This window comes from Lysinibacillus sp. BSL11 (assembly GCF_052928325.1).
In genome coordinates this window covers 79,150-102,811 of the sequence record NZ_JAVGCX010000001.1, presented here as the reverse complement: position 1 = coordinate 102,811, position 23,662 = coordinate 79,150, and the positions used below count along the sequence as shown (strand labels likewise).

The following is a 23,662-nucleotide window of genomic DNA, read 5'->3' as shown; positions in this document are numbered from 1 at the left end:
TGGATAGCTTTTTTTATTTTTTTTGGAAGCGTGGTGCTACTTTTCCGTTTTTTCGATCGCGATGCAGTAAAAATCCAGCGAAAAACCCAAAGCCTATGACGAAGAAAATAACACCAACTACAAATTGCAGCCATAAAAATGGGAATGGTGAAATGAGCTTACCAAATAATGTATCACGCATAAATTTAATGCCACCTGCAGCCATAAGACCTGGAATAAGCATTACAATAAATGCAGCTAAACGGGCCATGTATACCCCTCCTTATTCCTATGATTAATTTTACCTGTGGATGGGGGAATGTCAAGGAAGGGTATAAACCAATATAATATTTTTAGCTAATAACGTGGCAGGACAGAAAGTAGCAATTGTAACAGAATGTTTAGAAAATTCTTACTTAAATAAGAATATGTAATAATAGTTGCGAAATTGTGAATTTGTCAGTATTGTAAAAATAAGTGGAGCAATATTATCCATTACTAAACAATTTCTTCTTTAAGTATTAGGGTCTAAACACCTACTACCGAATAGGAGCTCAGAATTTGCTGAGTGAGGACGCTATGAAGATTAGATTGTTAGATAAAACTTGATTGGATGGGCATTTGGGGATGCACTTTCCAAAGCAAAGGGGCGAGTTTCATGGAAATCTTCAAGTATATGGAAAAGTATGATTACGAACAATTGGTATTTTGCCAAGATGAAGCATCAGGGTTAAAAGCGGTTATCGCTATCCATGATACAACACTTGGACCAGCACTAGGTGGAGCACGTATGTGGACATATGCGTCGGAAGAAAATGCAATTGAAGATGCATTACGTTTAGCACGAGGAATGACTTACAAAAATGCTGCAGCTGGTTTAAACCTTGGCGGTGGAAAAACGGTCATTATTGGTGACCCATTTAAAGATAAAAACGAAGAGATGTTCCGTGCGTTAGGTCGTTTCATCCAAGGATTAAATGGCCGCTATATTACAGCTGAAGATGTAGGTACAACAGTATCGGATATGGATTTAATCCATGAAGAAACAAATTATGTAACAGGAATTTCTCCTGCATTCGGTTCTTCAGGTAACCCATCTCCAGTAACAGCTTATGGTGTTTACCGTGGTATGAAGGCAGCTGCAAAAGAAGCATTCGGTTCAGACTCACTAGAAGGATTAAAAGTTTCTGTACAGGGTCTAGGAAATGTAGCTTACAAGCTTTGCGAGTATTTACATAATGAAGGGGCAAAACTTGTTGTAACAGATATCAATCAGGCAGCTATTGATCGTGTTGTTAATGACTTCGACGCGATTGCAGTGGCACCAGATGAAATCTATGCGCAAGAAGTAGATATCTTCTCACCTTGTGCATTAGGGGCAATTTTAAATGATGAAACAATTCCGCAATTAAAAGCGAAAGTGATCGCTGGATCTGCAAATAACCAATTAAAAGATTCACGTCATGGTGAATACCTACATGAATTAGGTATTGTCTATGCACCAGATTATGTAATCAATGCTGGTGGTGTTATTAACGTTGCGGATGAATTATATGGCTATAATCGTGAACGTGCAATGAAACGCGTTGATGGCATTTATGATAGTATTGAAAAAATCTTTGCTATTTCAAAACGGGATGGCATTCCAACATATGTGGCAGCGAACCGCTTAGCGGAGGAACGTATCGCTCGCGTAGCAAAATCTCGCAGCCAATTTTTAAAAAATGAAAAAAATATTTTACACGGTCGCTAATTTACACGGTTGATACAAGAAGAGAAGTCGCATTGTCGACTTCTTCTATTTTCAACAAGAAATTGGGGTTTTAATGAAGTGAAGCTAAAGTTTTTCTAAAACAAGCACTGACTGTTAAAAAAATCACTTGGTTATTGTTTAATAGAATCCTTTAGCACTTTTCTCAATAGGGGGAATAAACATGGCTCAAAATTATGATGTTGTCATTTTAGGTGGAGGTACAGGTGGATATGTTGCAGCCATCCGAGCTGCTCAGCTAGGCTTAAAAACAGCCATTGTAGAGCGTGAACGTTTAGGAGGTACATGCTTGCATAAAGGCTGTATTCCAAGTAAAGCCTTACTCCGAAGTGCCGAAGTATATCGTATGGCTAATAAAACAGCTAGCGAATATGGTGTCGATATTGAAGGTGTGACATTACAATTTGACAAAGTTCAAGCTAGGAAACAAGCAATCGTTGAGCAATTAAGCCAGGGTGTGAATACACTGATGAAAAAAGGCAAAATAGATGTTTATCATGGTACAGGGCGAATTTTGGGTCCATCTATTTTCTCACCTATGCCTGGTACAATATCTGTAGAAATGTCCAATGGCGATGAAAATGAAATGCTTGTGCCTACGAATGTTGTCATTGCAACGGGCTCAAAGCCTCGTGGTATGGCAGGGTTAACGATAGATGGGCAATATGTGCTGAATTCAGACCACGCATTACAGTTAGAAAGTTTACCAAAGTCACTGCTAATCGTTGGTGGTGGTGTTATTGGAATTGAGTGGGCATCTATGCTATGCGATTTTGGTGTATATGTAACAGTGGTAGAATATGGTCCATCCATTTTACCAGCTGAAGATGCGGACATCGTTAAAGAAGTGACGAAACAACTTGAGAAACGAGGCGTTCGTATTGTTACGAATGCTCGCTTAGATACAAATACATTCAAAATTGAAAATGATAACGTTTTCATTTCTGCGCAAGTCAATGACAAAGAAGAAGTTTTTGAGGCTGATAAACTATTACTTTGTGTAGGACGTGAGGCGAATACGCAAGGTATTGGTCTAGAAAATACAGAGATTGAAGTGGAAAATGGCTTTATTAAGGTGAATGGTTCCTATCAAACGAAAGAGTCTCATATGTATGCCATAGGAGATGTGATTGGTGGCTTACAATTAGCGCATGTTGCTTCTCATGAGGGGCTTTCAGCTATTGAGCATATAGCAACAGGGAAAACAGAGGCATTGGATGCACTAAAAGTACCGAAATGTGTTTATTCCTATCCAGAGGTTGCTAGCATTGGATTAACAGAAAGTGCTGCTAAAGAACAAGGATTTTCATTAAAGATTGGTAAATTCCCGTTTAAGGCCATTGGTAAAGCATTAGTAAATGGAGAGACAGAAGGCTTTGTCAAAATTATTGCTGATGAAGAAACAGATGATATTTTGGGTATTCATATGGTAGGGCCTCATGTAACCGATTTAATTGGTGAAGCATCCTTAGCAAAAGTGTTAGATGCAACACCATGGGAAATTAGTCAGGCAATTCATCCACATCCATCCTTAAATGAGGTGTTAGTGGAATCTGCTCTAGCAGTGGATGATCGCGCTATCCATTTTTAATTTTCTGAATTTCATAACTAACATATCCAAATGTGGGGATATAGGATAAGATAGTTATTTCTCTATAATACGAAAGGGGTGTTCGTATGCAAGATGTTCAAATCAAACATGAAGATTTAGGTTTGTCAAATGAAGATGTACTTGCTATGTTCGAAACAATGTTAATGGCTAGAAGACTAGATGAGCGTATGTGGTTATTAAACCGTTCTGGTAAAATTCCGTTTGTAATTTCCTGTCAAGGTCAGGAGGCGGCACAGGTTGGAGCAGCCTTTGCACTTGATAAAAGTAAGGATTATATTGCACCTTATTATCGTGATATGGGTGTTGTTTTACATTTTGGTATGACACCAAGAGAACTGATGCTATCTGCGTTTGCTAAAGCAGAAGATCCAAACTCTGGGGGTCGTCAAATGCCAGGCCACTTTGGTCAAAAGAAAAATCGTATTTTAACAGGTTCATCACCTGTTACGACTCAAGTTCCACACGCAGTGGGCGTTGCACTTGCAGGACGTCTACAAAAAGAAGATTTTGTTTCTTTCGTTACGCTTGGTGAAGGTTCATCCAACCAAGGCGACTTCCATGAAGGAGCGAACTTTGCAGGTGTGCATAAGCTACCAGTCATTATTATGGTAGAAAACAATCAATATGCGATTTCTGTGCCAGTAGAGCGTCAACTTGGCTGTGCAAAAGTATCTGATCGTGGGATTGGCTACGGAATGCCAGGAGTGACCGTGGATGGGAAAAATCCGTTACAAGTATATAAAGTGGTAAAAGAGGCTGCAGATCGTGCACGTAATGGGGAGGGTCCAAGCTTAATCGAAACGGTAACATATCGTTTAACAGCCCATTCTTCAGATGATGATGACCGTCAATACCGTACGGCTGAAGATATTGCAGAAGGCAAAGCAAAGGATCCGATTGTATTATTTGAAAAGTATTTAATGGATGCTGGCGTGATGACTGACGCGATACGTACTGAAATCGAAGAGCGTGTTATGGCAGAAGTAAATGAAGCAACTGATTATGCTGAAGCGGCTCCATATGCACAACCAGAGCATGCACTTAAATATGTTTATGCACCAGTGGACGGAGGTGACATGTAATGGCAGTAATGTCTTATATTGATGCGATTACATTAGCAATGAAAGAAGAGATGGAACGTGACGAACGAGTTTTCATTTTAGGTGAGGACGTTGGTCGTAAAGGCGGTGTATTCAAAGCCACTACGGGACTATACGATCAATTTGGTGAATACCGCGTGCTTGATACACCTCTTGCAGAAAGTGCAATAGCCGGTGTAGGTATCGGTGCTGCAATGTACGGTATGCGTCCGATTGCTGAAATGCAATTTGCTGATTTTATTATGCCAGCTGTCAATCAAATCGTCTCAGAGGCAGCCAAAATACGTTACCGTTCTAATAATGACTGGACTTGTCCAATGGTCATCCGCGCACCTTTTGGCGGAGGTATTCACGGGGCACTTTATCATTCACAATCTGTTGAAGCACTTTTTGCTGGTACACCTGGTTTGAAAATTGTCATTCCATCAACACCGTATGATGCAAAAGGTTTACTGAAAGCTGCTATTCGTGATGAAGATCCGGTATTATTTTTCGAACATAAACGTGCCTATCGTTTAATTAAAGGGGAAGTACCACTAGATGATTACACATTGCCAATTGGTAAAGCAGATGTAAAACGTGAAGGAGATGACGTGACAGTCATTACCTATGGTTTAGCAGTCCACTTTGCTCTACAAGCGGCAGAACGCCTAGCTGCGGATGGTATTTCTGCTCATATCCTTGATTTGCGTACAGTTTACCCTCTGGATAAAGAAGCGATTATTGAGGCTGCAAGTAAGACAGGTAAAGTATTGCTTGTCACAGAGGATAATAAAGAAGGTAGTATCATGAGTGAGGTTGCTGCAATTATTGCGGAACATTGTTTATTTGAGCTTGATGCACCAATTCAACGTCTAGCGGGACCTGATGTGCCAGCCATGCCTTATGCACCAACGATGGAAAAATATTTTATGATTAATCCTGATAAAGTGGAACGTGCTATGCGAGAACTTGCTGCGTTCTAATAGATCACAACAAGGCTGAATGAAAATATAAAAGCCTCAGACGGAACAACAGATTTTGACTTTGCACATATGAAAGTCAAAATCTGTCTAAATGCCTGTCTACGTATAATGTTTTTAGCGCTGCATCAGGTAATGACGCCTAGGCTTAATTGATGGGAGGAATAAAGGATGTCGGTTCAAAATATTACAATGCCACAGCTCGGCGAAAGTGTAACAGAAGGTACAATTGAAAAATGGCTTGTAAAGCCTGGAGATACAGTTAAAAAATATGATCCATTAGCAGAGGTTGTTACAGACAAAGTAAATGCTGAAATCCCGTCATCATTTGAAGGGGTTATCACGGAGCTTCTTGCGCAAGAAGGTCAGACATTACCAGTTGGAGCAGTCGTTTGCTCGATTGAAATAGCGGGAGAAGGTGAATTACCAGCACCGCCACCTGAAAAAAAATCAGCGGTAAGTACGGCTATTTTAAATGCAGGTGTTCAAAAGAAACAGGAGGCACCACAGCAGGTAGCGGCTCCAGTATCTGCACCAAAAGAGGCACGTACGGGTAAAGTACGTTATTCACCAGCTGTTCTTCGACTTGCACAGGAGCATGATATAGCTTTAGACCTTGTAACAGGTACTGGCGAGGGTGGTCGTATTACACGAAAAGACCTGTTAAAGCTAATTGAAACAGGTAATATCCCAACGGCAAATGATGTAGCACAAGCAGCTCCAACCGTTCAAACGACATCAGCAGCTCCAGCACCACAGCAACAAGTGGAAAAAGCAGCTGCACCTGTACAACCTATTCATCCAGGAGATATCGAAATTCCAGTGACGAAGATCCGTCGTGCCATTGCGAATAATATGGTGAAAAGTGTACATGAAGCGCCGCATGCTTGGATGATGATGGAAGTGGATGTAACAGATTTAGTGACTTATCGTGATAGCTTAAAGAATGAATTTAAGCAAAAAGAAGGCTTTAATCTTACATATTTCGCCTTCTTTGTAAAAGCGGTTGCTCAAGCTTTAAAGGAATTCCCAATGCTGAATTCGATGTGGGCGGAAGATAAAATCATTCAAAAACATGACATCAATATTTCGATTGCAGTAGCAACGGATGATGCCTTATTTGTACCTGTTATAAAACACGCAGATGAAAAATCCATTAAAGGAATTGCGAAAGAAATCAATGAACTGGCTATCAAAGTTCGTACAGGAAAATTAGCAATGGATGACATTACTGGTGGTACATTTACAGTGAATAATACAGGTGCATTTGGCTCTGTTCAATCAATGGGCATCATCAATTACCCACAAGCAGCGATCCTGCAAGTGGAAAGTATTGTAAAAAAACCTGTTGTTTTACCAGGTGGAATGTTTGCTGCACGTGATATTGTGAATTTATGTTTATCATTAGATCATCGTGTGCTTGATGGACTTGTCTGTGGTAAATTCCTAAATAGAGTAAAAGAAATACTCGAAAATACAAATAAATCTTCAACGTCAGTCTACTGATGACTTGTCGGAAACCTGCTGTATAAGGGTTTCCGATTTTTTTTATGCTTTTCGAGTCGCAATTTGTCATGTAGAATAACAAATAGAAACTACTAAGGGGGGAAGCTGATTAAGCGTCCGCATGTCAAACAACATGAAAAATATTGAATTTGAAATACCAGCCTATTCAGACTGGCAAGATGCAGCAATCAAAGCTTTAAAAGGGAAACCATTTGAGTCACTATTCACAAAAACAAATGAAGGTGTTACACTACAGCCACTTTACACGCAAGAAAGTTTAGTAGCTAAGCTTGGAGAAGAGCTTGATTTACAAGTTGCCACAATCCGTTCCCTACAAAATGATCAAGTATTTCAGGTGGCACAACAAATTCACGCTGATTCAAGCGAAGCTTTTTTTGCACAGCTTGAGGATAGTCTAGCTCGAGGCAATGAAGTTATTACGATTGATAGCCGAGTGAGCTTTGCTTGGACAGAAGAAGTATTGGTCAAATTAGCATCATATTTCTCAGAATATTCGTTTAAAATTACTATTGAAAATTCAAAAGACCCATTATTAGCAGTATTCGACAACATTCCAGTAGATCAACAAGAAGCCATTAAAGGTTACATTATTTCAAAAGACCCTATCACTTTGACTGCATTTCCGAACGTGCGCTCAGTCAGTGCAGACACAACAGTTTATCATAATGAAGGTGCTAACGCTGTACAAGAATTAGCCTATGCACTTGCATTAGCAGCCAAATTTGCAGAACAAGAAGAAAGCTTTGAAGCGTTCTCGAAGAAATTCTTTGTATCATTTGCCATTGATACACAATTCTTTACGGAGATTGCAAAGCTACGTGCTTTTAAAGTACTTTGGAAAGCGTTCTCATCCGCTTATGGCGTAACAGATCATATCAAAATCCCTACTGTTGCTGAAACATCATTAAGAAGCTTTTCTAAATTAGATGTGTATGTAAATTTATTACGCTCTTCAAATGAAGCGCTTTCTGGTTTAATCGGTGGGGCTGATCTCTTTACGGTTCATCCACATGATGTGTTAACAAAGCCTACGGATCAATCCATTCGTATCGCTCGTAATGTATCATTAATTTTAAGAGAAGAAACAAATGTCTTAAAAGTAAAAGATCCAGCAGGGGGCTCTTACTTTATCGAGTCGTTAACAGCAGATTTTGTGAAAGAAGCATGGGCACTATTTTTAGACATCCAAGCAGCTGGCGGTATCGATGAATATACAGCCTCTGGCAAGCTTGCAGAAGAAGTGGAAGCATCCTATCAAAAGCGCATCAAAGCTGCCCAAACACGTAAGCAATCATTAATTGGAACGAATATTTATGCTAATCCAGCTGATATCCTTGAACAGGATACAAATCCATTATTTGCTGATATTAAGCGTATTGCTGCTCCATTTGAGGATTTACGTGCAGACATGACAGCAGCAAATGTGAAAACAGGTATTTTAGCATTAGGATCATTAAAAAGCTCTAAACCACGCGCAGATTTTGTAGCGGGCTTCTTAAACACAGTTGGGCTTGTACCAGAAAAAAGTGAGCCAGTGACAACTGTAGAAGAGGCAGTAGCTTGGCTGAAGGCAACAGAGGCTAAGTATATAGTGATTGCAGGCAGTGATGATGATACAAAAGCATTGGTATCGGTCATTTTAGCTGAGAAACCAGCGAATGTGCTTGTAGATGTAGCAGGCAAATTTAAAGACGAAGAAGAAGCATGGTTAGCCAATGGCTTAAACGGCTTTATTTTCGCAGGACAAAACATCATTGAAAAATTACAGTCCGTGTTTGCGAGCATGAAGGAGGTCCAACGATGAGCAAGCCAAATTTTAATGCAGTAGAAATAGAAAAGGTTTTAACAGCTGAAGCACCTCAAGCGTCTGAAGACAAGTTCATGACAAATGAGGGAATTGAAATTAAAGATATTTACACAAAAGAAGATATTAAAGAGGCTAAACATCTAAATGATGTGGCGGGGATTGCACCCAACACACGTGGGCCATACCCTACTATGTATGTAGCACGTCCATGGACGGTTCGCCAATACGCTGGTTTCTCAACTGCTGAAGAATCCAATGCCTTTTACAAACGAAATTTGGCTATGGGACAAAAAGGTCTTTCTGTAGCGTTTGATTTAGCAACACATCGAGGCTATGACTCTGATCATCCACGTGTAACAGGGGATGTAGGAAAAGCTGGGGTTGCGATTGACTCAGTAGAGGATATGAAAATCCTTTTCGATCAAATCCCGTTAGACCAAATGTCTGTTTCAATGACAATGAATGGTGCGGTATTACCTGTCCTTGCGTTCTATATTGTAGCAGCAGAAGAACAAGGGGTAACGCCAGATCAATTAGCAGGTACCATTCAAAATGATATTTTAAAAGAATACATGGTGCGTAATACATACATTTACCCACCAGCTATGTCAATGAAAATCATCGCAGATATTTTTGAATATACAGCGAAGTATATGCCGAAATTTAACTCTATTTCAATTTCTGGTTACCATATTCAAGAAGCAGGCGCAACAAATGACATTGAGCTTGCCTATACATTAGCAGATGGCTTGGAGTATGTACGAACAGGATTAAAAGCAGGTATTGATATTGATGCTTTTGCACCTCGCCTATCGTTCTTCTGGGCAATTGGTATGAACTATTACATGGAAGTTGCTAAAATGCGTGCAGCACGTCGTATTTGGGCACAAATGATGTCTACATTTAACCCGAAAAATCCAAAGACATTAGCATTACGTACGCATTCCCAAACATCTGGCTGGTCATTAACTGAGCAAGATCCATTTAACAATGTTGCACGTACATTAATCGAAGCAAATGCCTCTTCGATGGGACATACGCAATCCCTTCATACGAATGCACTGGATGAAGCGATTGCACTTCCAACTGATTTCTCTGCACGTATTGCGCGTAATACACAGTTATTTTTACAAGAGGAAACAGCGATGACAAAAGTTATTGATCCATGGGGTGGTTCGTACTACGTGGAGAAATTAACAGAAGAAATTACGAAATCTGCTTGGGCGTTAATCGAAGAGATTGAAGCGCTTGGTGGTATGGCTAAAGCGATTGAAACGGGACTTCCAAAAATGAAGGTTGAGGAAGCTGCAGCAAAACGTCAAGCGAAAATTGATTCTAAAACAGAAACGATTGTTGGCGTGAATAAGTATCGCTTAGCAAAAGAAGAGCCAATCGATATTTTAGATATTGATAATACAATTGTTCGTCAAAAACAAATTGAACGTTTAGAAGCGATGAAGGCAGCTCGTGATGAAGCGGAGGTTCAAAAACATTTAGCTCGCTTAACAAAGGCGGCTCAAGATGGAGAAGAAAACCTGCTAGCGGTAGCAGTGGATGCAGCGCGCGCTCGTGCTTCTTTAGGTGAAATATCTGATGCAATTGAAGCAGTTTCTGGTCGTCATAAAGCGGTCATTCGTTCGATCTCTGGTGTTTACTCTGCAAACTTCTCTGATGAGGAGCAAATTGCGGAAGTGAAACAAATGACAGAAGAATTCCTTGAAAATGAAGGTCGTCGTCCGCGTATTTTAGTTGCTAAAATGGGACAAGATGGACATGACCGTGGTGCAAAGGTTGTCGCAACTGGTTATGCAGATTTAGGCTTTGACGTAGATATTTCTCCATTATTTATGACGCCTGCTGAGGCTGCTCAAATGGCTGTTGAAAATGATGTTCATGTTATTGGTGTGTCTTCACTAGCAGCAGGACATAAAACATTGGTGCCTGAATTGATAGCTGAGCTTGAAAAACTAGGTCGTGAAGATATTATCATTATTGTGGGTGGTGTTATACCAGCACAAGATTATGATTTCCTTTATAATGCTGGTGCAGTAGCTATTTTCGGACCAGGTACAGTGATTCCTGTATCCGCACAAAAAATAATTGAAGAAATCTACAAACGTTTAGGCTATGAGGAAGTGTCTGAATAATGGACAAAAATAAAGGAATGGAAGAAAGTGCGCTATTTGTCATGGACGGAGTAGAGGCGACTCACGACGGGATGCAATATGGTACACCCAAAAAGTTCCGAAAGAAAAAGGCAGACACTCTAAATGTAGGAGAGCTTGCACAACAAGTACGTGCGGGCTCTCGCACACATTTATCAAAAGCCATTACCCTCATTGAAAGTTCAAACGCTACCCATAAAGTACAGGCACAGGAACTATTGCAGGAGCTTCTTCCACATACAGGCAATAGTATCCGAATTGGCATAACAGGTGTGCCTGGGGCAGGAAAAAGCTCATTCATAGAGGCTTTCGGCACTATGCTTTGTGATATGGGGAAACGAGTTGCTGTTCTTGCCATTGATCCAAGTTCTTCTCTATCGGGAGGAAGTATACTTGGCGATAAAACGCGTATGGAGGAGCTCGTGAAGAAGCCTAGTGCATTTGTGCGTCCATCGCCATCAGCAGGTACCCTAGGGGGTGTTCACAAAAAGACACGGGAAACCATGTTAGTTTGTGAGGCAGCAGGCTATGATGTGATTTTAATTGAAACAGTTGGTGTTGGACAAAGTGAAACCTATGTCCGTGGCATGGTTGACTTCTTCCTGCTTCTTGTTTTAACAGGAGCGGGGGATGAATTGCAGGGCATGAAAAAAGGCATCATGGAATTAGCAGATGCAATTGTTGTGCATAAGGCGGATGGTGATAATGTTCGTCTAGCTAAAAAAACGGTTGCAGAGTACAAACAAATTTTGCACTTTTTACAGCCAGCTACACCTGGTTGGATGTCTACTGCCATGCCTGTTAGTTCATTAGAAAAACGAGGACTTGATAAGGTTTGGGAAACAATTGGGGAATTCAAGCAAATCGTAGAAGCAAATCACTATTGGGCTACCCGACGCCAACAACAAACAAAAGAGTGGTTCCAATCGATGATTACCGATCATTTAATTGATCTATTTTATGGAAACCCGCAACGTAAAGCACAAGTACAACAGCTTGAACGTCAAATTTTAAGTGGACAGTTGACAGTTACACAAGGTGTGGATCGTTTATTTAGCGAGGAGCAGGAAGACAAGTAAACGAGTCTTATTGAAATCGTAGTAATTTCAACTGAAATGTGTTGAGCAAGTAGGTGCACAAATTGCTTGCAAACTGCTATGATAAGAGATGGATAAGCGTCAAAAACCTACTATCTGAAATATAACTAAATTGGCGCGAACTTGAAAGGAGCTATCGCTATATGAATATGGATTACGATTTATTTATGCAGGAAATTTTAAAAACAGCACGTGCTGAAATTGAGGCAGCTGGTTATGAACAATTAACAACACCAGAAGCAGTAGAAGAGGCGTTTGCTCGTCCAGGTACTACATTAGTAATGGTGAACTCAGTATGTGGTTGTGCGGGTGGTATCGCTCGTCCAGCAGCAGCACAATGCGTTCATTATGATAAACGTCCAGACCATTTAGTAACAGTGTTTGCAGGGCAAGATAAAGAAGCAACTGCAGCAGCGCGTTACCATTTTGGAGAAGATCATTTACCTTCATCACCATCATTCGTTCTATTAAAAGACGGACAAGTTGTCGCAGAAGTAGGACGCTATGAAATTGAAGGGCATGACCCAATGTCAGTTGTGACAAATTTACAAGCAAACTTTGAAGAATATTGTGACGAGCTTTAAGTCCATTCTTGCATAAGAAAAATAATTTTCAATCAAGTAGAAAAGCCTCATAGATCATGCTATCTATGTAGGCTTCCTACTGATACTCATGTATAGATAGTTTCATTATTGTTAAAATTTTTGTAATATTGGCTAAATAATTAGCTGAATGAGTGAAGAGTACTAAAGGATGGGAGGCAGTCGGCCTGAAGAAGTTTTCAATCGGCTATCGAACTTTAAAAACAGCAATTGGTGCGGCCATCGCTATTGCCATTGCACAGTATTTTGATTTAGCCTCATATGCATCTGCTGGTATTCTAACCATATTATGTGTGCAGCCAACAAAAAAGAAATCCATTTATGCAGCCTATACACGATTGGTTGCAAGTATTGTAGCAATGCTTTTTGCCTTTGTAAGCTTTGAGTTATTTGCTTACCATCCACTTACACTAGCAGGCATGCTTATATTCTTTATACCTACCATTGTATCTTTAAAGGTTGCGGATGGATTTATCTCCAGTGTCGTAATTATTATGCATATTTACGCTGCTGAAGGTTACTCATTGACACTTGTTTATAATGAATTAGCGTTGATGGCTATCGGTTATGGAACAGGGATTGCCATTAATATGTATATGCCAGACATTCAAAAGGAATTAAATTACTACAGAGTCAAAATAGAGGAGCTATACAGTAAGATTTTTTTAGAAATTGCCAGCTATTTACGGCAAGGAGATACGTTGTGGAACGGCCAAGAAATTATCGATGCAATCAAAGCACTAGAAGAGGCTAAATCATTGGCGTTTAAAGATGTTCAAAACCATTTTACAAGACGTAAAAATGATTACTATGTATATTTCGATATGCGAGAGCAGCAGCTAGAAATTATCGAAAGAGTGCTACCCAAAGTGACGACATTACCTGTTATAGTACAAGAGGCTGAAATTGTGGCAGATTTTTTACAAGACCTAGGTGAGCATGTTCATTCGGGGAATACGGCTAGTCATTACCGTGAAAAGCTCGAACATGTTAAGCGCGATTTTTCTCAGCTTCCTTTACCACAAAGCCATGAGCAATTTATCGCTCAGGCAGCCCTCTATCAGTTTATAGAGGAAATGGACAGGTATTTAGAAATAAAGCAGTCATTTAAAGGGTTAAAGGCTAAAAAAGAGCGCCCACAGTAGTGTGGACGCCTCATGCTTTGCCTTAAATTATCATAGATAATCCGAATGCTAGAGATGAGATTAGCATAATTGCGATCATACTATAAATAACGACTTTTTGAAATTTTTTATTACTCATATGCTCGTTCGCTCCTTCTTTTCTTATAAATAGTTTAGCAAATCTGAAAAATTTCTCAAGTAGTAGAGTTTTGACAAAAAAATCTGTAAAATAGAGTATGTACCATAACAGAAGGAGATGTCACCATGGAGAAAGTAGACCATATTGGGATTGCAGTGCGCGATCTTGATGAACGCATTACATATTATACAGAAACTTTAGGCTTAAAGTTGATGAAAGTGGAAGAAGTAGAATCTCAACAGGTTCGTGTGGCATTTATCGATGCAGGGAACGTGAAAATCGAGCTATTAGAACCAATGAGTGATAAAAGTGCCATCCATGGTTTTATTGAAAAACGTGGAGAAGGAATTCATCATGTTGCGTTTGGTGTGACGGGAATTCGTGAACGAATGGCAGAGCTTCGTGAAAAAGGTGTACGTCTCTTATCCGAAGAGCCAGGGCCAGGTGCTGGAGGGGCAGAGGTTGCGTTTATGCATCCTAAATCCTCATTTGGGGTGTTATATGAATTATGTGATAAAAGTGGAAAAGGGGATAAGTGATTAGTATGGATATGTTCGACAAAATTAATGACTTGTATGACCGTAAAACGGTAATTGAACTTGGTGGGGGCTATGATCGCATCGATAAGCAGCATGAGAAGGGGAAACTTACTGCTCGTGAGCGTATAGACTTGTTGCTAGACGAAGGTACATTTTTCGAAATTAACCCATTTATTACACACCGTACAGTAGACTTCGGCATGGAAAAAATGGAGGGACCTGGTGATGGTGTCGTAACTGGCTTCGGTAAAATTAACGGACGTCCAGTATACTTATTCTCTCAAGATTTCACAGTGTTTGGTGGGGCGCTTGGTGAAATGCATGCGAAAAAAATGGCAACAGTGATGGATTTAGCTGCTAAAAATGGTACACCATTTATCGGCATCAATGACTCAGGCGGTGCACGTATTCAAGAGGGTGTTCTTTCATTAGATGGCTATGGTCATATCTTCTACCGAAATGCCATTTATTCTGGTGTGATTCCACAAATCTCTGTGATTATGGGACCTTGTGCTGGTGGAGCTGTTTATTCTCCAGCTATTACTGACTTCATTCTAATGGTGGATAAAACATCTCAAATGTTCATTACGGGACCTAAAGTAATCGAAACGGTAACAGGAGAGAAAATTTCTGCTGAAGATTTAGGTGGTTCAAAAGTAAATAATGCGGTCAGTGGGAATGCTCATTTCCGTGCTCCTTCTGAAGAGGCAGCGATTGATGAAATTAAAAAACTATTAAGCTACTTACCACAAAACAATAAAGAAAAGGCACCTCGTCAAGCTAGACCTGAAGGGGATGACTACCGTCCAGAAATCGTGGATACAGTGCCAATTGAAACAACACGTCCATATGATGTTCGTAAAGTTGTTGAGCAAGTAGTGGATGAAGGTTCGTTCATGGAAGTACATGCAGAGTTTGCTAAAAACGTAGTAGTCGGTTTTGCACGTATTGCTGGCGAATCAGTTGGACTTGTTTGTAACCAACCAAAAGTTCTTGCTGGTGGCTTAGATATCGATTCTTCTGATAAAGCAGCTCGTTTCATTCGTACTTGTGATGCATACAATATCCCAATCATCACATTTGAAGACGTTTCTGGCTTCTTCCCAGGCGTTAAACAAGAACATGGTGGTATTATTCGTCATGGTGCGAAAATTCTGTATGCTTATTCAGAAGCGACAGTTCCAAAAATTACAGTGATTTTACGTAAAGCTTATGGAGGCGCTTACGTTGCCTTAAACTCTAAATCTATCGGTGCTGACCTTGTATTTGCATGGCCAAATGCTGAAATTGCTGTTATGGGTGCTGCTGGCGCAGCAAACATCATTTTTGCCCGTGAAATTGCAAAATCAGATGACCCAGAAGCAACTCGTGCAGCAAAAATCGAAGAATATAAAGAGAAATTTGCTAACCCATATGTTGCAGCATCTCGCGGTATGGTAGACGACGTAATCGATCCACGAGATACACGTATCAAGCTGATTCAAGGACTTGATATGCTGTCAAACAAACATGAAACACGTCCAGAGAAAAAGCACGGTAATATTCCTCTATAATAGTAATACAAGCCTAGCAGCTCAAAAGTTGCTAGGTTTTTCATTGCCAAAAAGTGAAACATTTTTGTTTGTCATCCGTACTGATAGATAGGAGGAGTTGAGATGAATGGAATGGCAGCAATTACAAACAGAGCAAGAAAAGATTCATGCACAACTTAGAAAAGCATCTAGATTAAACGAACAAAATCAGTTAATTGATGGGCAAATTAAACATACACAACAGGAAATAGACAATCATACGGCAGCACTCCATCAAATTCGATCCAAACTTGATAAATTGGATGGTTTCTCGTTCATGAATATGATTCGTACGTGGACAGGGCAACAAGATGAACTGAGGGCAGAAAAAATTGATAAGGCGGCAGTACTTGAATTAAAGCTAAATGAAGCAAAGAAAATGCAAAAAGATTTAGCAGAGGACAACGTGCAAGTGATGAATCAGCTAGCCCAGATTGATGAAAGTGCGCTTCAGCAATCACTTCAACAGGTCTATCTTAAAAAGAAGAAGTACTTACAGATTCATGATGCTGCCCAAGCAGAAAGGCTAGAGCATTTAGCACATGAGGAAATGCTAACAAAGCAGCTCATTAGAGAAATTAAAGAGGCTGAGGAAGCGGGAGAAGTAGCTCTTACAAGGCAAGGGCAAGCAGCAGCTTCATTACATTCGGCCAATGGGTATTCCACATGGGATACATTTTTTGGTGGTGGGCTGATTGCTACGCATTTAAAGCATGATGCGCTCGATCAGTCTGAAAACTATTTACACAGTGCTCAAATTGCCTTACAACGGTTTCATAATGAATTATTAGATGTTCATGAAATGTCTACGAAATCGTTGCATATTGAAACAGATGGGTTTGTGAAGTTTGCGGATTACTTTTTTGATGATATTTTTTCAGCATGGTCTGTTCATTCTAAAATCTCAACAGCAAGGGAACAGGTCTCACGTGTTCAGGATGATGTACATAATACGATTTGGCGCTTACAGGATAAACATAATAAAGCAGTCAACTACCTACAATCATTAGAAAAAGAAAAAGAGCGTATTGTCAATGACTAAGGAAAGTCTGAGATTTTTCTCAGCTTTTTCATGTTGTTGAAAAAAGATCGTGTCACTAGCAGAAAAAGACCTTTTGGCAAGGTGAGGGTGTGATTTCCGTTCCGCCAGTGTCCTTTTCAGGGGGCGTCCGATGAGCCGCTTCACTCACTTACGTTTGCTCCATGGTCTCATCTGTGACGCTAAATCCCCTAGAAGTGACACTGGCGGAACGGAAATCAACGATGTGGCAAAGTGTCTTTTCATTATCTTTCATACTAGCTAGCCGTAGCAATCAAATTAACCCATTATTTGTATAATTAGAGAAAGAATAGACTCTTAATTTCATTGCGAAGAAGTGATTAGTTACAACCCCCCTCCATAAAAAGGGTAGTGAAAACCTTCACTTTATTTGAAAACCTTTGCTAAAAAGTTAACATTTTGTAGGTTGGAGTGGAAGGCTACTTGACTTCCGTGGGATAGCGAGACAGGCGAGCCCCTGCACGGAGCGGTAGCGGAGGAAGCGGCTCGGCGCTCGCCCACAGGAAAGCAAGTAGCCTGCAACGGAAACCATTTTCACCTTTCAAAAAATTCTATTGATGGTTTTGTTCTTTAACACTATGGGAAAGTCTGAGATTTTTCTCAGACTTTTTATTTTGGTAGTATTGTTCAATGATTTCAACTCTTCTGACGTTGTGCTAAAATAATACATATACTATAACGTGGAAATACACGTAAACTAAGGGAGTTTTACAACATGACAAGTCGTTTAGTAGAAGAGTTTTTTGAGCTCGTACAAATTGATTCAGAAACAAAACATGAACAACTAATAGCACCAATTCTTGTAGATAAGTTAACTGCACTTGGATTTTCAGTGATTCAAGACGATGCACATACGCGTAATGGACATGGGGCAGGTAATATTATTGCCACATTAAAGGGCACATTGGATGTAGAGCCAATCTATTTCACTTCTCATATGGATACTGTTGTTCCAGGGAAAGGCATCAAACCGTCTTTACGTGAAGATGGCTATATCGTATCAGATGGTACAACGATTTTAGGTGCCGATGATAAAGCAGGACTAGCTGCTCTATTTGAGATGGTCAAACGTTTGAAAGAGCAAAATATTGCACATGGCGATATTGAATTTATTATTACGGCTGGTGAAGAAAGTGGCCTTGTTGGCGCTAAAGAGTTAGATCCAGCGAACATTAAAGCAAAATATGGATTTGCGGTTGATAGCGATGGCAAAGTGGGTGGTATCGTGACAGCAGCACCATTCCAAGCGAAAATTTTCACAAAGATTATTGGAAAAACGGCACATGCAGGGGTTGCTCCTGAAAAGGGTATTTCTGCCATAACAGTCGCATCAAAATGCATTGCTCAAATGAAACTAGGTCGTTTAGATGAAGAAACGACAGCGAATATTGGGCGTTTTGAAGGTGGACAAGCGACAAATATTGTTTGTGACGAAGTGACAATCCTTGCAGAAGCACGCTCTATAGACAAAACTAAATTGGATGCGCAAACAAAGCATATGCAAGATACGTTTGAACAAGTAGCTGCTTCGTTAGGCGCACGTGCAGAGGTAGAAGTGAAGCTAATGTATCCAGGCTTCCGTGTAACGGAATCTGATAAAGTAGTTCAGGTAGCTATGGCTGCTGCACGCAATATTGATCGTACACCGACACTAGGCATTTCTGGTGGAGGCTCAGATGCAAACGTCATCGCAGGCTTTGGCATTCCTACAGTTAATTTATCTGTTGGATACGAGGATATCCATACAACAAATGAAAAAATACCAGTAGAAGAACTTGAAAAATTAGCAGATTTACTAGTAGAAATCGTCAAAGAATCGGCGAAAAACTAACAGTCGAATAAGGATGTGACCCTATGGAAAGTGTCAAAGCAGTCGTTTTTGCTTGTGGGACAGAGGAGTATGCTGTGCCTGTGGAGCAAGCGATTTCAATTGAAAAATTAGAGCAAGTAACACCTATTCCTCATTTACCTAACTATCTTCTAGGCTTTACAAGAATTCGCGGTGAGCTTGTACCTGTTCTTGATTTTGAACGCATACTGTACAATCGTTCATCGAATACAGCAACCGCACGTATCATTGTGTTGAATACTGATGTGGTTAATTATGGATTACTTGTTACAGAAGCACGAGAAATTCTTGATTTCGATGAATCAGTACTTCAGCAATTGGGTCTAGTCAATTATAGTAAAACACGCTATTTTACTGCGGTAGCTAATCTTGAAAATCGTATGATAACATATGTTGATCCTAAAATACTGGTTAATTCATTAGAGGGCATTAGGGAAATTATCAATTATTTACACAAAATGATTGAAAATGAAAAGGAAAACGTAGAGGCTTAAGTACTCTACGTTTTTTTTATGTTTGAATAGTAAATTTAACCTGTATTTTGTCGTTTTTACCTGATCATACATGTGACAATTATGCATTCTACCTACAGACAAACCATTGCTAACCGCGTATGATAATGATTAAGAAAAAACTGAAAAAGGCAAACTTCATCGAAAGGGAGGGGCGCCAAGCCATGAGTCTAAACACTATAATTTAGTGCATGATTGTCAGGTTGCCAGGTTCTGTTCTAGGAGCCGTGGCGAGTAGAATGGAGTTAGTTCGTATGAAGAGACAATTAAAAGTATGGACCGCACTAATCGTCCTCATGATTAGTTCATTAGCTTTATCAAGTGGAAAGGTTGATGCAATGGCTATACAGGAAAAGGCTACGTGGCTGTGGGATACATCCCTTATCATGGATGATCAAGAAAAAATATTATTATTTTTAGAACATAACGATGTTAATAAAGTTTATCTGCAAATCGATCAAGGCATAGGGAGCGATGACTATAAGCGTTTTATTAGTAACGCTTCTCACAAAGGTATTCGCATTTATGCATTGGATGGTGCTGCAAGCTGGGTTTCAGCTGAGGGTAGTCGAAGCCAAGACGAATTGTTTAATTGGTTACATACATATAATGATAATTCAACTGAATCTGAGCAATTTTCTGGGGTTCACCTTGATGTAGAGCCTTATTTAAATAGTGGATGGAGCTTACATCAAGCACAAACGATAAAAACCTATCAAACACTAATAATGAAAGCAAGTGAGAAGGCAAGTCAGTTACAACTTACTTTAGAAGTAGATATGCCATTTTGGTTTGATGAAGTTCAGTATAATAACGAATTTGGAAAAGGGTTATTAGCTGATTGGGTCATTGACCATGTGGATAGTGTGACGATCATGGCCTATCGTGATGCTGCAAAAGATATTATCTCTATTGTAGAACATGAAATCGCTTATGCTTCCACTGTGAATAAATCAATTGTAATTGGTGTAGAAACAGGCGCTTCAGAGGAAGGGGAAAATATTACTTTTTATGATAATGGAGAAGCCTTTATGAATGAACAGCTTATACTTGTTCAGCAACATTTTTCAAATAACGATGCTTTTCATGGAGTAGCCATTCATTATGTGGAAAATTGGATGACCATGCGTCCATAAAAAAAGTCCTTCCAGTGTTAAACTGGAAGGGCTTTTCTATTGGTATTAGGACAGTCGACCGCTGTAGTCCTCGAATTTAAATTCGCGAATGACTTTAATACCTTCTTCATCATTATAAGAAACGATAGATGGTAAGTTGACACCGTTAAACATATGGTTTTTCACCATAGAATAATGAGCCATATCTGTGAATACAAGACGATCACCTGGTTTTAATGGCTGTTCAAACGAATAATCGCCAATCACATCACCAGCTAGACATGTTAGTCCGCCTAAGCGATATGTGTGTGCTAATTCACCTGCTTGTCCAGAACCAATAATCATTGGACGGTAAGGCATTTCAAGTACATCAGGCATGTGACATGTTGCAGATGTATCTAAAATAGCAAGATCCATCCCGTTTTCTTGAATATCAAGCACCGTTGCTACTAAATAGCCTGTATTAAGGGCTACTGCTTCACCTGGCTCAAGATAAACAAGCAGGTTATACTTTTCTTGAATATAATTAATGATGTTCACAAGTTTTTCTACATCATAATCATCACGTGTAATATGGTGACCGCCACCGAAGTTTAACCATTTCATTTTGTGTAAAACATCACCAAATTTTTCCTCAACTACTTCAATAATACGCTCTAATGTATCCGAATTTTGTTCACACATCGCATGGAAGTGTAAGCCATCGATACCGTCAAGCTGTGATTTATCAAAGTTAGCCAATGTTGTACCAAGGCGAGAGTTTGTGTAGCAAGGATCGTAAAGCGCTGTTTCAATTTCAGAGTATTCAGGATTCACGCGAATACCACATTCAATTGTTTTACCAGTAGATTTCACTTTATCCTTGAACTGAGCCCATTGGTTAAATGAGTTAAATACGATGTGATCCACATAGCCTAGAAGCTCGTCCATTTCATGCTCAATATAAGCAGGTGCATAAACGTGAACTTCTTTGCCCATTTTTTCGTAGCCAAGACGTCCCTCATGCAGTGAGCTAGCTGTAATGCCTGCTAAATATTCCCCTACTAGTGGGAATGTTGAATGCATAGAGAAGCCTTTAAGGGCTAATAAAATGCGGCAGCCTGTTCGATCTTGAATTGATTTTAAAAGCTCAAGATTCTTTGTTAATAATCGCTCATCCACTACATAAGAAGGGGATGGAACTTTTGAAAAATCAATTGGTTTCATCGGCTTAATTCCTTTGCATCTAAATCAAGGTCTAATAGTTCTGGGTTATGGCTTTCTTGCCATGGTAGACCCCATTTATTTAGTGCATCCATGAATGGATCTGGATTGAAATCTTCCACATTCCATACACCTGGTTTACGCCATTCACCGTTCATCACAAGCATTGCACCGATCATAGCTGGTACGCCAGTTGTGTAAGAAATCGCTTGTGAACCAACCTCGTTGTAGCACTCTTCGTGGTCACATACGTTGTACACATAGTACGTTTTTTCTTTGCCATCTTTTAGGCCGCGAATGATACAACCAATGTTTGTTTTACCTTTTGTACGTGGTCCAAGTGAAGCTGGATCTGGTAATACCGCTTTAAGGAAGTGGATTGGTTGAATCATTTGCCCTTCAAATTCGATTGGTTCAATTGATGTCATACCTACGTTTTCTAATACTTTTAAGTGTGTTAAGTATTTTTCAGAGAACGTCATCCAGAAGCGGATTTGTTTTAAACCTTTGATATTTTTTGCAAGTGATTCAAGCTCTTCATGGTATAGAAGGTAAATATCTTTTGGTCCGATTTCAGGTAGGTTATACACTTCTTTTTTCTCAAGTGGTGCAGTTTCAATCCACTCGCCTTCTTTCCAGTAACGACCATTCGCTGTAATTTCACGAATGTTAATTTCTGGGTTGAAGTTTGTTGCGAAATGATATCCATGATCTCCCGCATTGGCATCCACGATATCGATATAGTGGATTTCATCAAATTCATGTTTTTGTGCATGAGCTGTGAAAACGCCTGTTACACCTGGGTCAAAACCGCTTCCAAGTAATGCAGTTAAGCCAGCTTTTTCAAACTTCTCTTTATAAGCCCATTGCCATTTATATTCAAATTTTGCCGTTTCAGGTGGCTCGTAGTTTGCAGTATCCACATAGTGCACACCTGTCGCTAAGCAAGCATCCATAATCGTTAAGTCCTGATAAGGTAAAGCCACGTTAATCACTACATCTGGTCCGAAAGCTTTAATAAGCTCAATAACCTCTTCTGTATTGTCTGCGTCTACCTGTGCAGTATGAATTTTTGTTTTTCCGCCGTCTAGTTTTTCTTTTAGAGCGTCACATTTTGAAACAGTTCTACTTGCGATACAAATTTCCTCAAATACGTCCGAATTTTGAACACACTTGTGTACCACAACACTGGCAACTCCGCCAGCTCCGATAATCAATGCTTTACCCAATTGTCTACCCCCAAGTTCATATAAAGTATTGTCAAACAAGCTGATTATACAGAAAATTGATATACTACTCAATCATTGTTTTAAAATTTTCTACAAAAAATTTTATTTTTCTACAACAATTAGACGTATATGGAGGGGAATACCTCGGAAAAGAAGGGAATCATGAATAAATCTACAACGTCATTTTAGTAAAAATAGAGGGAAATAGCTGTTGTATATACCCAAATATATGGTGAAGTTTCATCACAATTCATCCTAGATTTTACGACATCAAGTAAATAATTGTCTAAATGAATGTTATGACATATTATCTCTCCCGATTGACTATTTGATTCCTGCTACTAAATCATTCCTACTGACCTTACATAAAAAAATCCCTCTACCTATAGGAAGGAACAGGAACCACATTAAACGTGCTACAGGTATCTGTGTAATGGAGAATGATGCATATTATTTCAGAAAACGATTGGATACTTGTTGTTTTTCTTCCCCCCATATATAGAAGAAAACCACAAGCAAAGTACTAAAAAAACCCATCACAAGAGCATACGTACTGAGGGCTACTCCCACTTGACTTTGCATGGCATAAATAAAAATGGCCCCTATTGTTAACAAGTTTCCTGTAACAATCGATATAAGATGAAAGCGTTTATTCATAGCAAGCCCTCCTATTAGATGAATTGGTAATGCTCAGGATTT

At 39.6% G+C, this 23,662-nt stretch carries 21 protein-coding genes and 1 riboswitch; of the genes, 16 read left to right on the top strand and 5 right to left on the bottom strand.

Features of this window, described 5'->3' with window-relative positions; all coding sequences use genetic code 11:
• Nucleotides 1-13: 13 nt before the first annotated feature.
• Nucleotides 14-250, bottom strand: coding sequence for a DUF2627 domain-containing protein (locus RCJ95_RS00505; RefSeq protein ID WP_004231186.1), 237 nt, complete (start codon nt 248-250; stop codon nt 14-16).
• A gap of 387 nt (nt 251-637) precedes the next feature.
• On the opposite strand from RCJ95_RS00505, the gene RCJ95_RS00500 reads away from it, so the two are divergent.
• From RCJ95_RS00500 to RCJ95_RS00455, 10 genes are all read left to right on the top strand, one after another.
• Nucleotides 638-1,732 carry a Leu/Phe/Val dehydrogenase gene (locus RCJ95_RS00500; protein WP_446721782.1) on the top strand — a complete coding sequence of 365 codons (1,095 nt, stop codon included), beginning with the start codon at nt 638-640 and terminating at the stop codon, nt 1,730-1,732.
• Nucleotides 1,733-1,913: 181 nt separating this feature from the next.
• Nucleotides 1,914-3,341, top strand: coding sequence for a dihydrolipoyl dehydrogenase (lpdA, locus tag RCJ95_RS00495; RefSeq protein WP_221680174.1), 1,428 nt, complete (start codon nt 1,914-1,916; stop codon nt 3,339-3,341).
• 86 nt (nt 3,342-3,427) lie between these two features.
• Nucleotides 3,428-4,444, top strand: a complete 1,017-nt coding sequence (locus RCJ95_RS00490) for a thiamine pyrophosphate-dependent dehydrogenase E1 component subunit alpha (RefSeq protein WP_004231196.1) — start codon at nt 3,428-3,430, stop codon at nt 4,442-4,444.
• The gene (locus RCJ95_RS00485; protein WP_016993882.1) at nt 4,444-5,427 is read left to right on the top strand and encodes an alpha-ketoacid dehydrogenase subunit beta; all 984 of its coding nucleotides are present in this window, start codon (nt 4,444-4,446) and stop codon (nt 5,425-5,427) included. The genes RCJ95_RS00490 and RCJ95_RS00485 overlap by 1 nt, the downstream gene beginning before the upstream one ends.
• Nucleotides 5,428-5,595: 168 nt before the next feature.
• A complete protein-coding gene (locus RCJ95_RS00480; protein WP_274769544.1) occupies nt 5,596-6,930 on the top strand; it encodes a dihydrolipoamide acetyltransferase family protein in 1,335 nt (444 codons plus the stop codon).
• Between the two features lie 121 nt (nt 6,931-7,051).
• Nucleotides 7,052-8,755, top strand: a complete 1,704-nt coding sequence (locus RCJ95_RS00475; protein WP_446721781.1) for a methylmalonyl-CoA mutase family protein — start codon at nt 7,052-7,054, stop codon at nt 8,753-8,755.
• On the top strand, nt 8,752-10,905 hold the full coding sequence (scpA, locus tag RCJ95_RS00470) for a methylmalonyl-CoA mutase (RefSeq protein ID WP_004231201.1): 2,154 nt from the start codon (nt 8,752-8,754) through the stop codon (nt 10,903-10,905). Before RCJ95_RS00475 ends, scpA begins: the two co-directional genes overlap by 4 nt.
• A complete protein-coding gene (meaB, locus tag RCJ95_RS00465; protein ID WP_274769541.1) occupies nt 10,905-12,002 on the top strand; it encodes a methylmalonyl Co-A mutase-associated GTPase MeaB in 1,098 nt (365 codons plus the stop codon). Before scpA ends, meaB begins: the two co-directional genes overlap by 1 nt.
• A gap of 161 nt (nt 12,003-12,163) precedes the next feature.
• The gene (locus RCJ95_RS00460) at nt 12,164-12,604 is read left to right on the top strand and encodes a BrxA/BrxB family bacilliredoxin (RefSeq protein ID WP_004231203.1); all 441 of its coding nucleotides are present in this window, start codon (nt 12,164-12,166) and stop codon (nt 12,602-12,604) included.
• 152 nt (nt 12,605-12,756) lie between these two features.
• On the top strand, nt 12,757-13,767 hold the full coding sequence (locus RCJ95_RS00455) for an aromatic acid exporter family protein (RefSeq protein ID WP_009370217.1): 1,011 nt from the start codon (nt 12,757-12,759) through the stop codon (nt 13,765-13,767).
• 22 nt (nt 13,768-13,789) lie between these two features.
• On the opposite strand, the gene prli42 is transcribed toward RCJ95_RS00455, so the two are convergent.
• Complete coding sequence (prli42, locus tag RCJ95_RS00450) at nt 13,790-13,885, bottom strand: stressosome-associated protein Prli42 (RefSeq protein ID WP_009370219.1); 96 nt, start codon at nt 13,883-13,885, stop codon at nt 13,790-13,792.
• A gap of 125 nt (nt 13,886-14,010) precedes the next feature.
• Here prli42 and mce point away from each other — a divergent pair, with 125 nt between their 5' ends.
• The 6 genes from mce to RCJ95_RS00420 all read left to right on the top strand — a co-directional run bounded on the left by mce (nt 14,011) and on the right by RCJ95_RS00420 (nt 20,552).
• Nucleotides 14,011-14,424: a methylmalonyl-CoA epimerase gene (gene mce, locus RCJ95_RS00445; protein WP_004231207.1), complete on the top strand. Its 414-nt coding sequence runs from the start codon at nt 14,011-14,013 to the stop codon at nt 14,422-14,424.
• Between the two features lie 5 nt (nt 14,425-14,429).
• Entirely contained in the window at nt 14,430-15,977 is a 1,548-nt protein-coding gene (locus RCJ95_RS00440; RefSeq protein WP_009370220.1) for an acyl-CoA carboxylase subunit beta, read from the top strand.
• 106 nt (nt 15,978-16,083) lie between these two features.
• A complete protein-coding gene (locus tag RCJ95_RS00435) occupies nt 16,084-17,037 on the top strand; it encodes a hypothetical protein (RefSeq protein ID WP_446721780.1) in 954 nt (317 codons plus the stop codon).
• A 733-nt stretch (nt 17,038-17,770) separates the two neighbouring features.
• Nucleotides 17,771-18,886, top strand: a complete 1,116-nt coding sequence (locus tag RCJ95_RS00430; protein ID WP_257520136.1) for a M20/M25/M40 family metallo-hydrolase — start codon at nt 17,771-17,773, stop codon at nt 18,884-18,886.
• A gap of 23 nt (nt 18,887-18,909) precedes the next feature.
• Complete coding sequence (locus RCJ95_RS00425) at nt 18,910-19,398, top strand: chemotaxis protein CheW (protein WP_257520135.1); 489 nt, start codon at nt 18,910-18,912, stop codon at nt 19,396-19,398.
• Between the two features lie 138 nt (nt 19,399-19,536).
• Nucleotides 19,537-19,627: riboswitch (cyclic di-GMP riboswitch) on the top strand.
• 43 nt (nt 19,628-19,670) lie between these two features.
• Nucleotides 19,671-20,552, top strand: a complete 882-nt coding sequence (locus tag RCJ95_RS00420) for an amidase (protein WP_312129061.1) — start codon at nt 19,671-19,673, stop codon at nt 20,550-20,552.
• 45 nt (nt 20,553-20,597) lie between these two features.
• Here the strand turns inward: RCJ95_RS00420 and nspC are convergent, their stop codons facing one another.
• The 3 genes from nspC to RCJ95_RS00405 form a co-directional block, all read right to left on the bottom strand.
• The gene (nspC, locus tag RCJ95_RS00415; RefSeq protein WP_446721779.1) at nt 20,598-21,737 is read right to left on the bottom strand and encodes a carboxynorspermidine decarboxylase; all 1,140 of its coding nucleotides are present in this window, start codon (nt 21,735-21,737) and stop codon (nt 20,598-20,600) included.
• Nucleotides 21,734-22,963, bottom strand: coding sequence for a saccharopine dehydrogenase family protein (locus RCJ95_RS00410; RefSeq protein ID WP_048392314.1), 1,230 nt, complete (start codon nt 22,961-22,963; stop codon nt 21,734-21,736). Before RCJ95_RS00410 ends, nspC begins: the two co-directional genes overlap by 4 nt.
• Before the next feature lie 450 nt (nt 22,964-23,413).
• Entirely contained in the window at nt 23,414-23,620 is a 207-nt protein-coding gene (locus tag RCJ95_RS00405; protein WP_257520132.1) for a hypothetical protein, read from the bottom strand.
• Nucleotides 23,621-23,662: the final 42 nt, after the last annotated feature.

What these genes read in the sequence shown, in the direction of transcription:
- RCJ95_RS00490 (WP_004231196.1), top strand. Translation starts at nt 3,428, where the DNA reads ATGCAAGATGTTCAAATCAAACATGAAGATTTAGGTTTGTCAAATGAA.
- RCJ95_RS00480 (WP_274769544.1), top strand. Translation starts at nt 5,596, where the DNA reads ATGTCGGTTCAAAATATTACAATGCCACAGCTCGGCGAAAGTGTAACA.
- RCJ95_RS00475 (WP_446721781.1), top strand. Translation starts at nt 7,052, where the DNA reads ATGTCAAACAACATGAAAAATATTGAATTTGAAATACCAGCCTATTCA.
- RCJ95_RS00430 (WP_257520136.1), top strand. Translation starts at nt 17,771, where the DNA reads ATGACAAGTCGTTTAGTAGAAGAGTTTTTTGAGCTCGTACAAATTGAT.
- nspC (WP_446721779.1), bottom strand. Translation starts at nt 21,737, where the DNA reads ATGAAACCAATTGATTTTTCAAAAGTTCCATCCCCTTCTTATGTAGTG.
- RCJ95_RS00440 (WP_009370220.1), top strand. Translation starts at nt 14,430, where the DNA reads ATGGATATGTTCGACAAAATTAATGACTTGTATGACCGTAAAACGGTA.
- mce (WP_004231207.1), top strand. Translation starts at nt 14,011, where the DNA reads ATGGAGAAAGTAGACCATATTGGGATTGCAGTGCGCGATCTTGATGAA.
- RCJ95_RS00485 (WP_016993882.1), top strand. Translation starts at nt 4,444, where the DNA reads ATGGCAGTAATGTCTTATATTGATGCGATTACATTAGCAATGAAAGAA.
- RCJ95_RS00420 (WP_312129061.1), top strand. Translation starts at nt 19,671, where the DNA reads ATGAAGAGACAATTAAAAGTATGGACCGCACTAATCGTCCTCATGATT.
- RCJ95_RS00405 (WP_257520132.1), bottom strand. Translation starts at nt 23,620, where the DNA reads ATGAATAAACGCTTTCATCTTATATCGATTGTTACAGGAAACTTGTTA.
- RCJ95_RS00460 (WP_004231203.1), top strand. Translation starts at nt 12,164, where the DNA reads ATGAATATGGATTACGATTTATTTATGCAGGAAATTTTAAAAACAGCA.
- prli42 (WP_009370219.1), bottom strand. Translation starts at nt 13,885, where the DNA reads ATGAGTAATAAAAAATTTCAAAAAGTCGTTATTTATAGTATGATCGCA.
- RCJ95_RS00500 (WP_446721782.1), top strand. Translation starts at nt 638, where the DNA reads ATGGAAATCTTCAAGTATATGGAAAAGTATGATTACGAACAATTGGTA.
- scpA (WP_004231201.1), top strand. Translation starts at nt 8,752, where the DNA reads ATGAGCAAGCCAAATTTTAATGCAGTAGAAATAGAAAAGGTTTTAACA.
- RCJ95_RS00435 (WP_446721780.1), top strand. Translation starts at nt 16,084, where the DNA reads ATGGAATGGCAGCAATTACAAACAGAGCAAGAAAAGATTCATGCACAA.
- RCJ95_RS00505 (WP_004231186.1), bottom strand. Translation starts at nt 250, where the DNA reads ATGGCCCGTTTAGCTGCATTTATTGTAATGCTTATTCCAGGTCTTATG.
- lpdA (WP_221680174.1), top strand. Translation starts at nt 1,914, where the DNA reads ATGGCTCAAAATTATGATGTTGTCATTTTAGGTGGAGGTACAGGTGGA.
- RCJ95_RS00425 (WP_257520135.1), top strand. Translation starts at nt 18,910, where the DNA reads ATGGAAAGTGTCAAAGCAGTCGTTTTTGCTTGTGGGACAGAGGAGTAT.
- meaB (WP_274769541.1), top strand. Translation starts at nt 10,905, where the DNA reads ATGGACAAAAATAAAGGAATGGAAGAAAGTGCGCTATTTGTCATGGAC.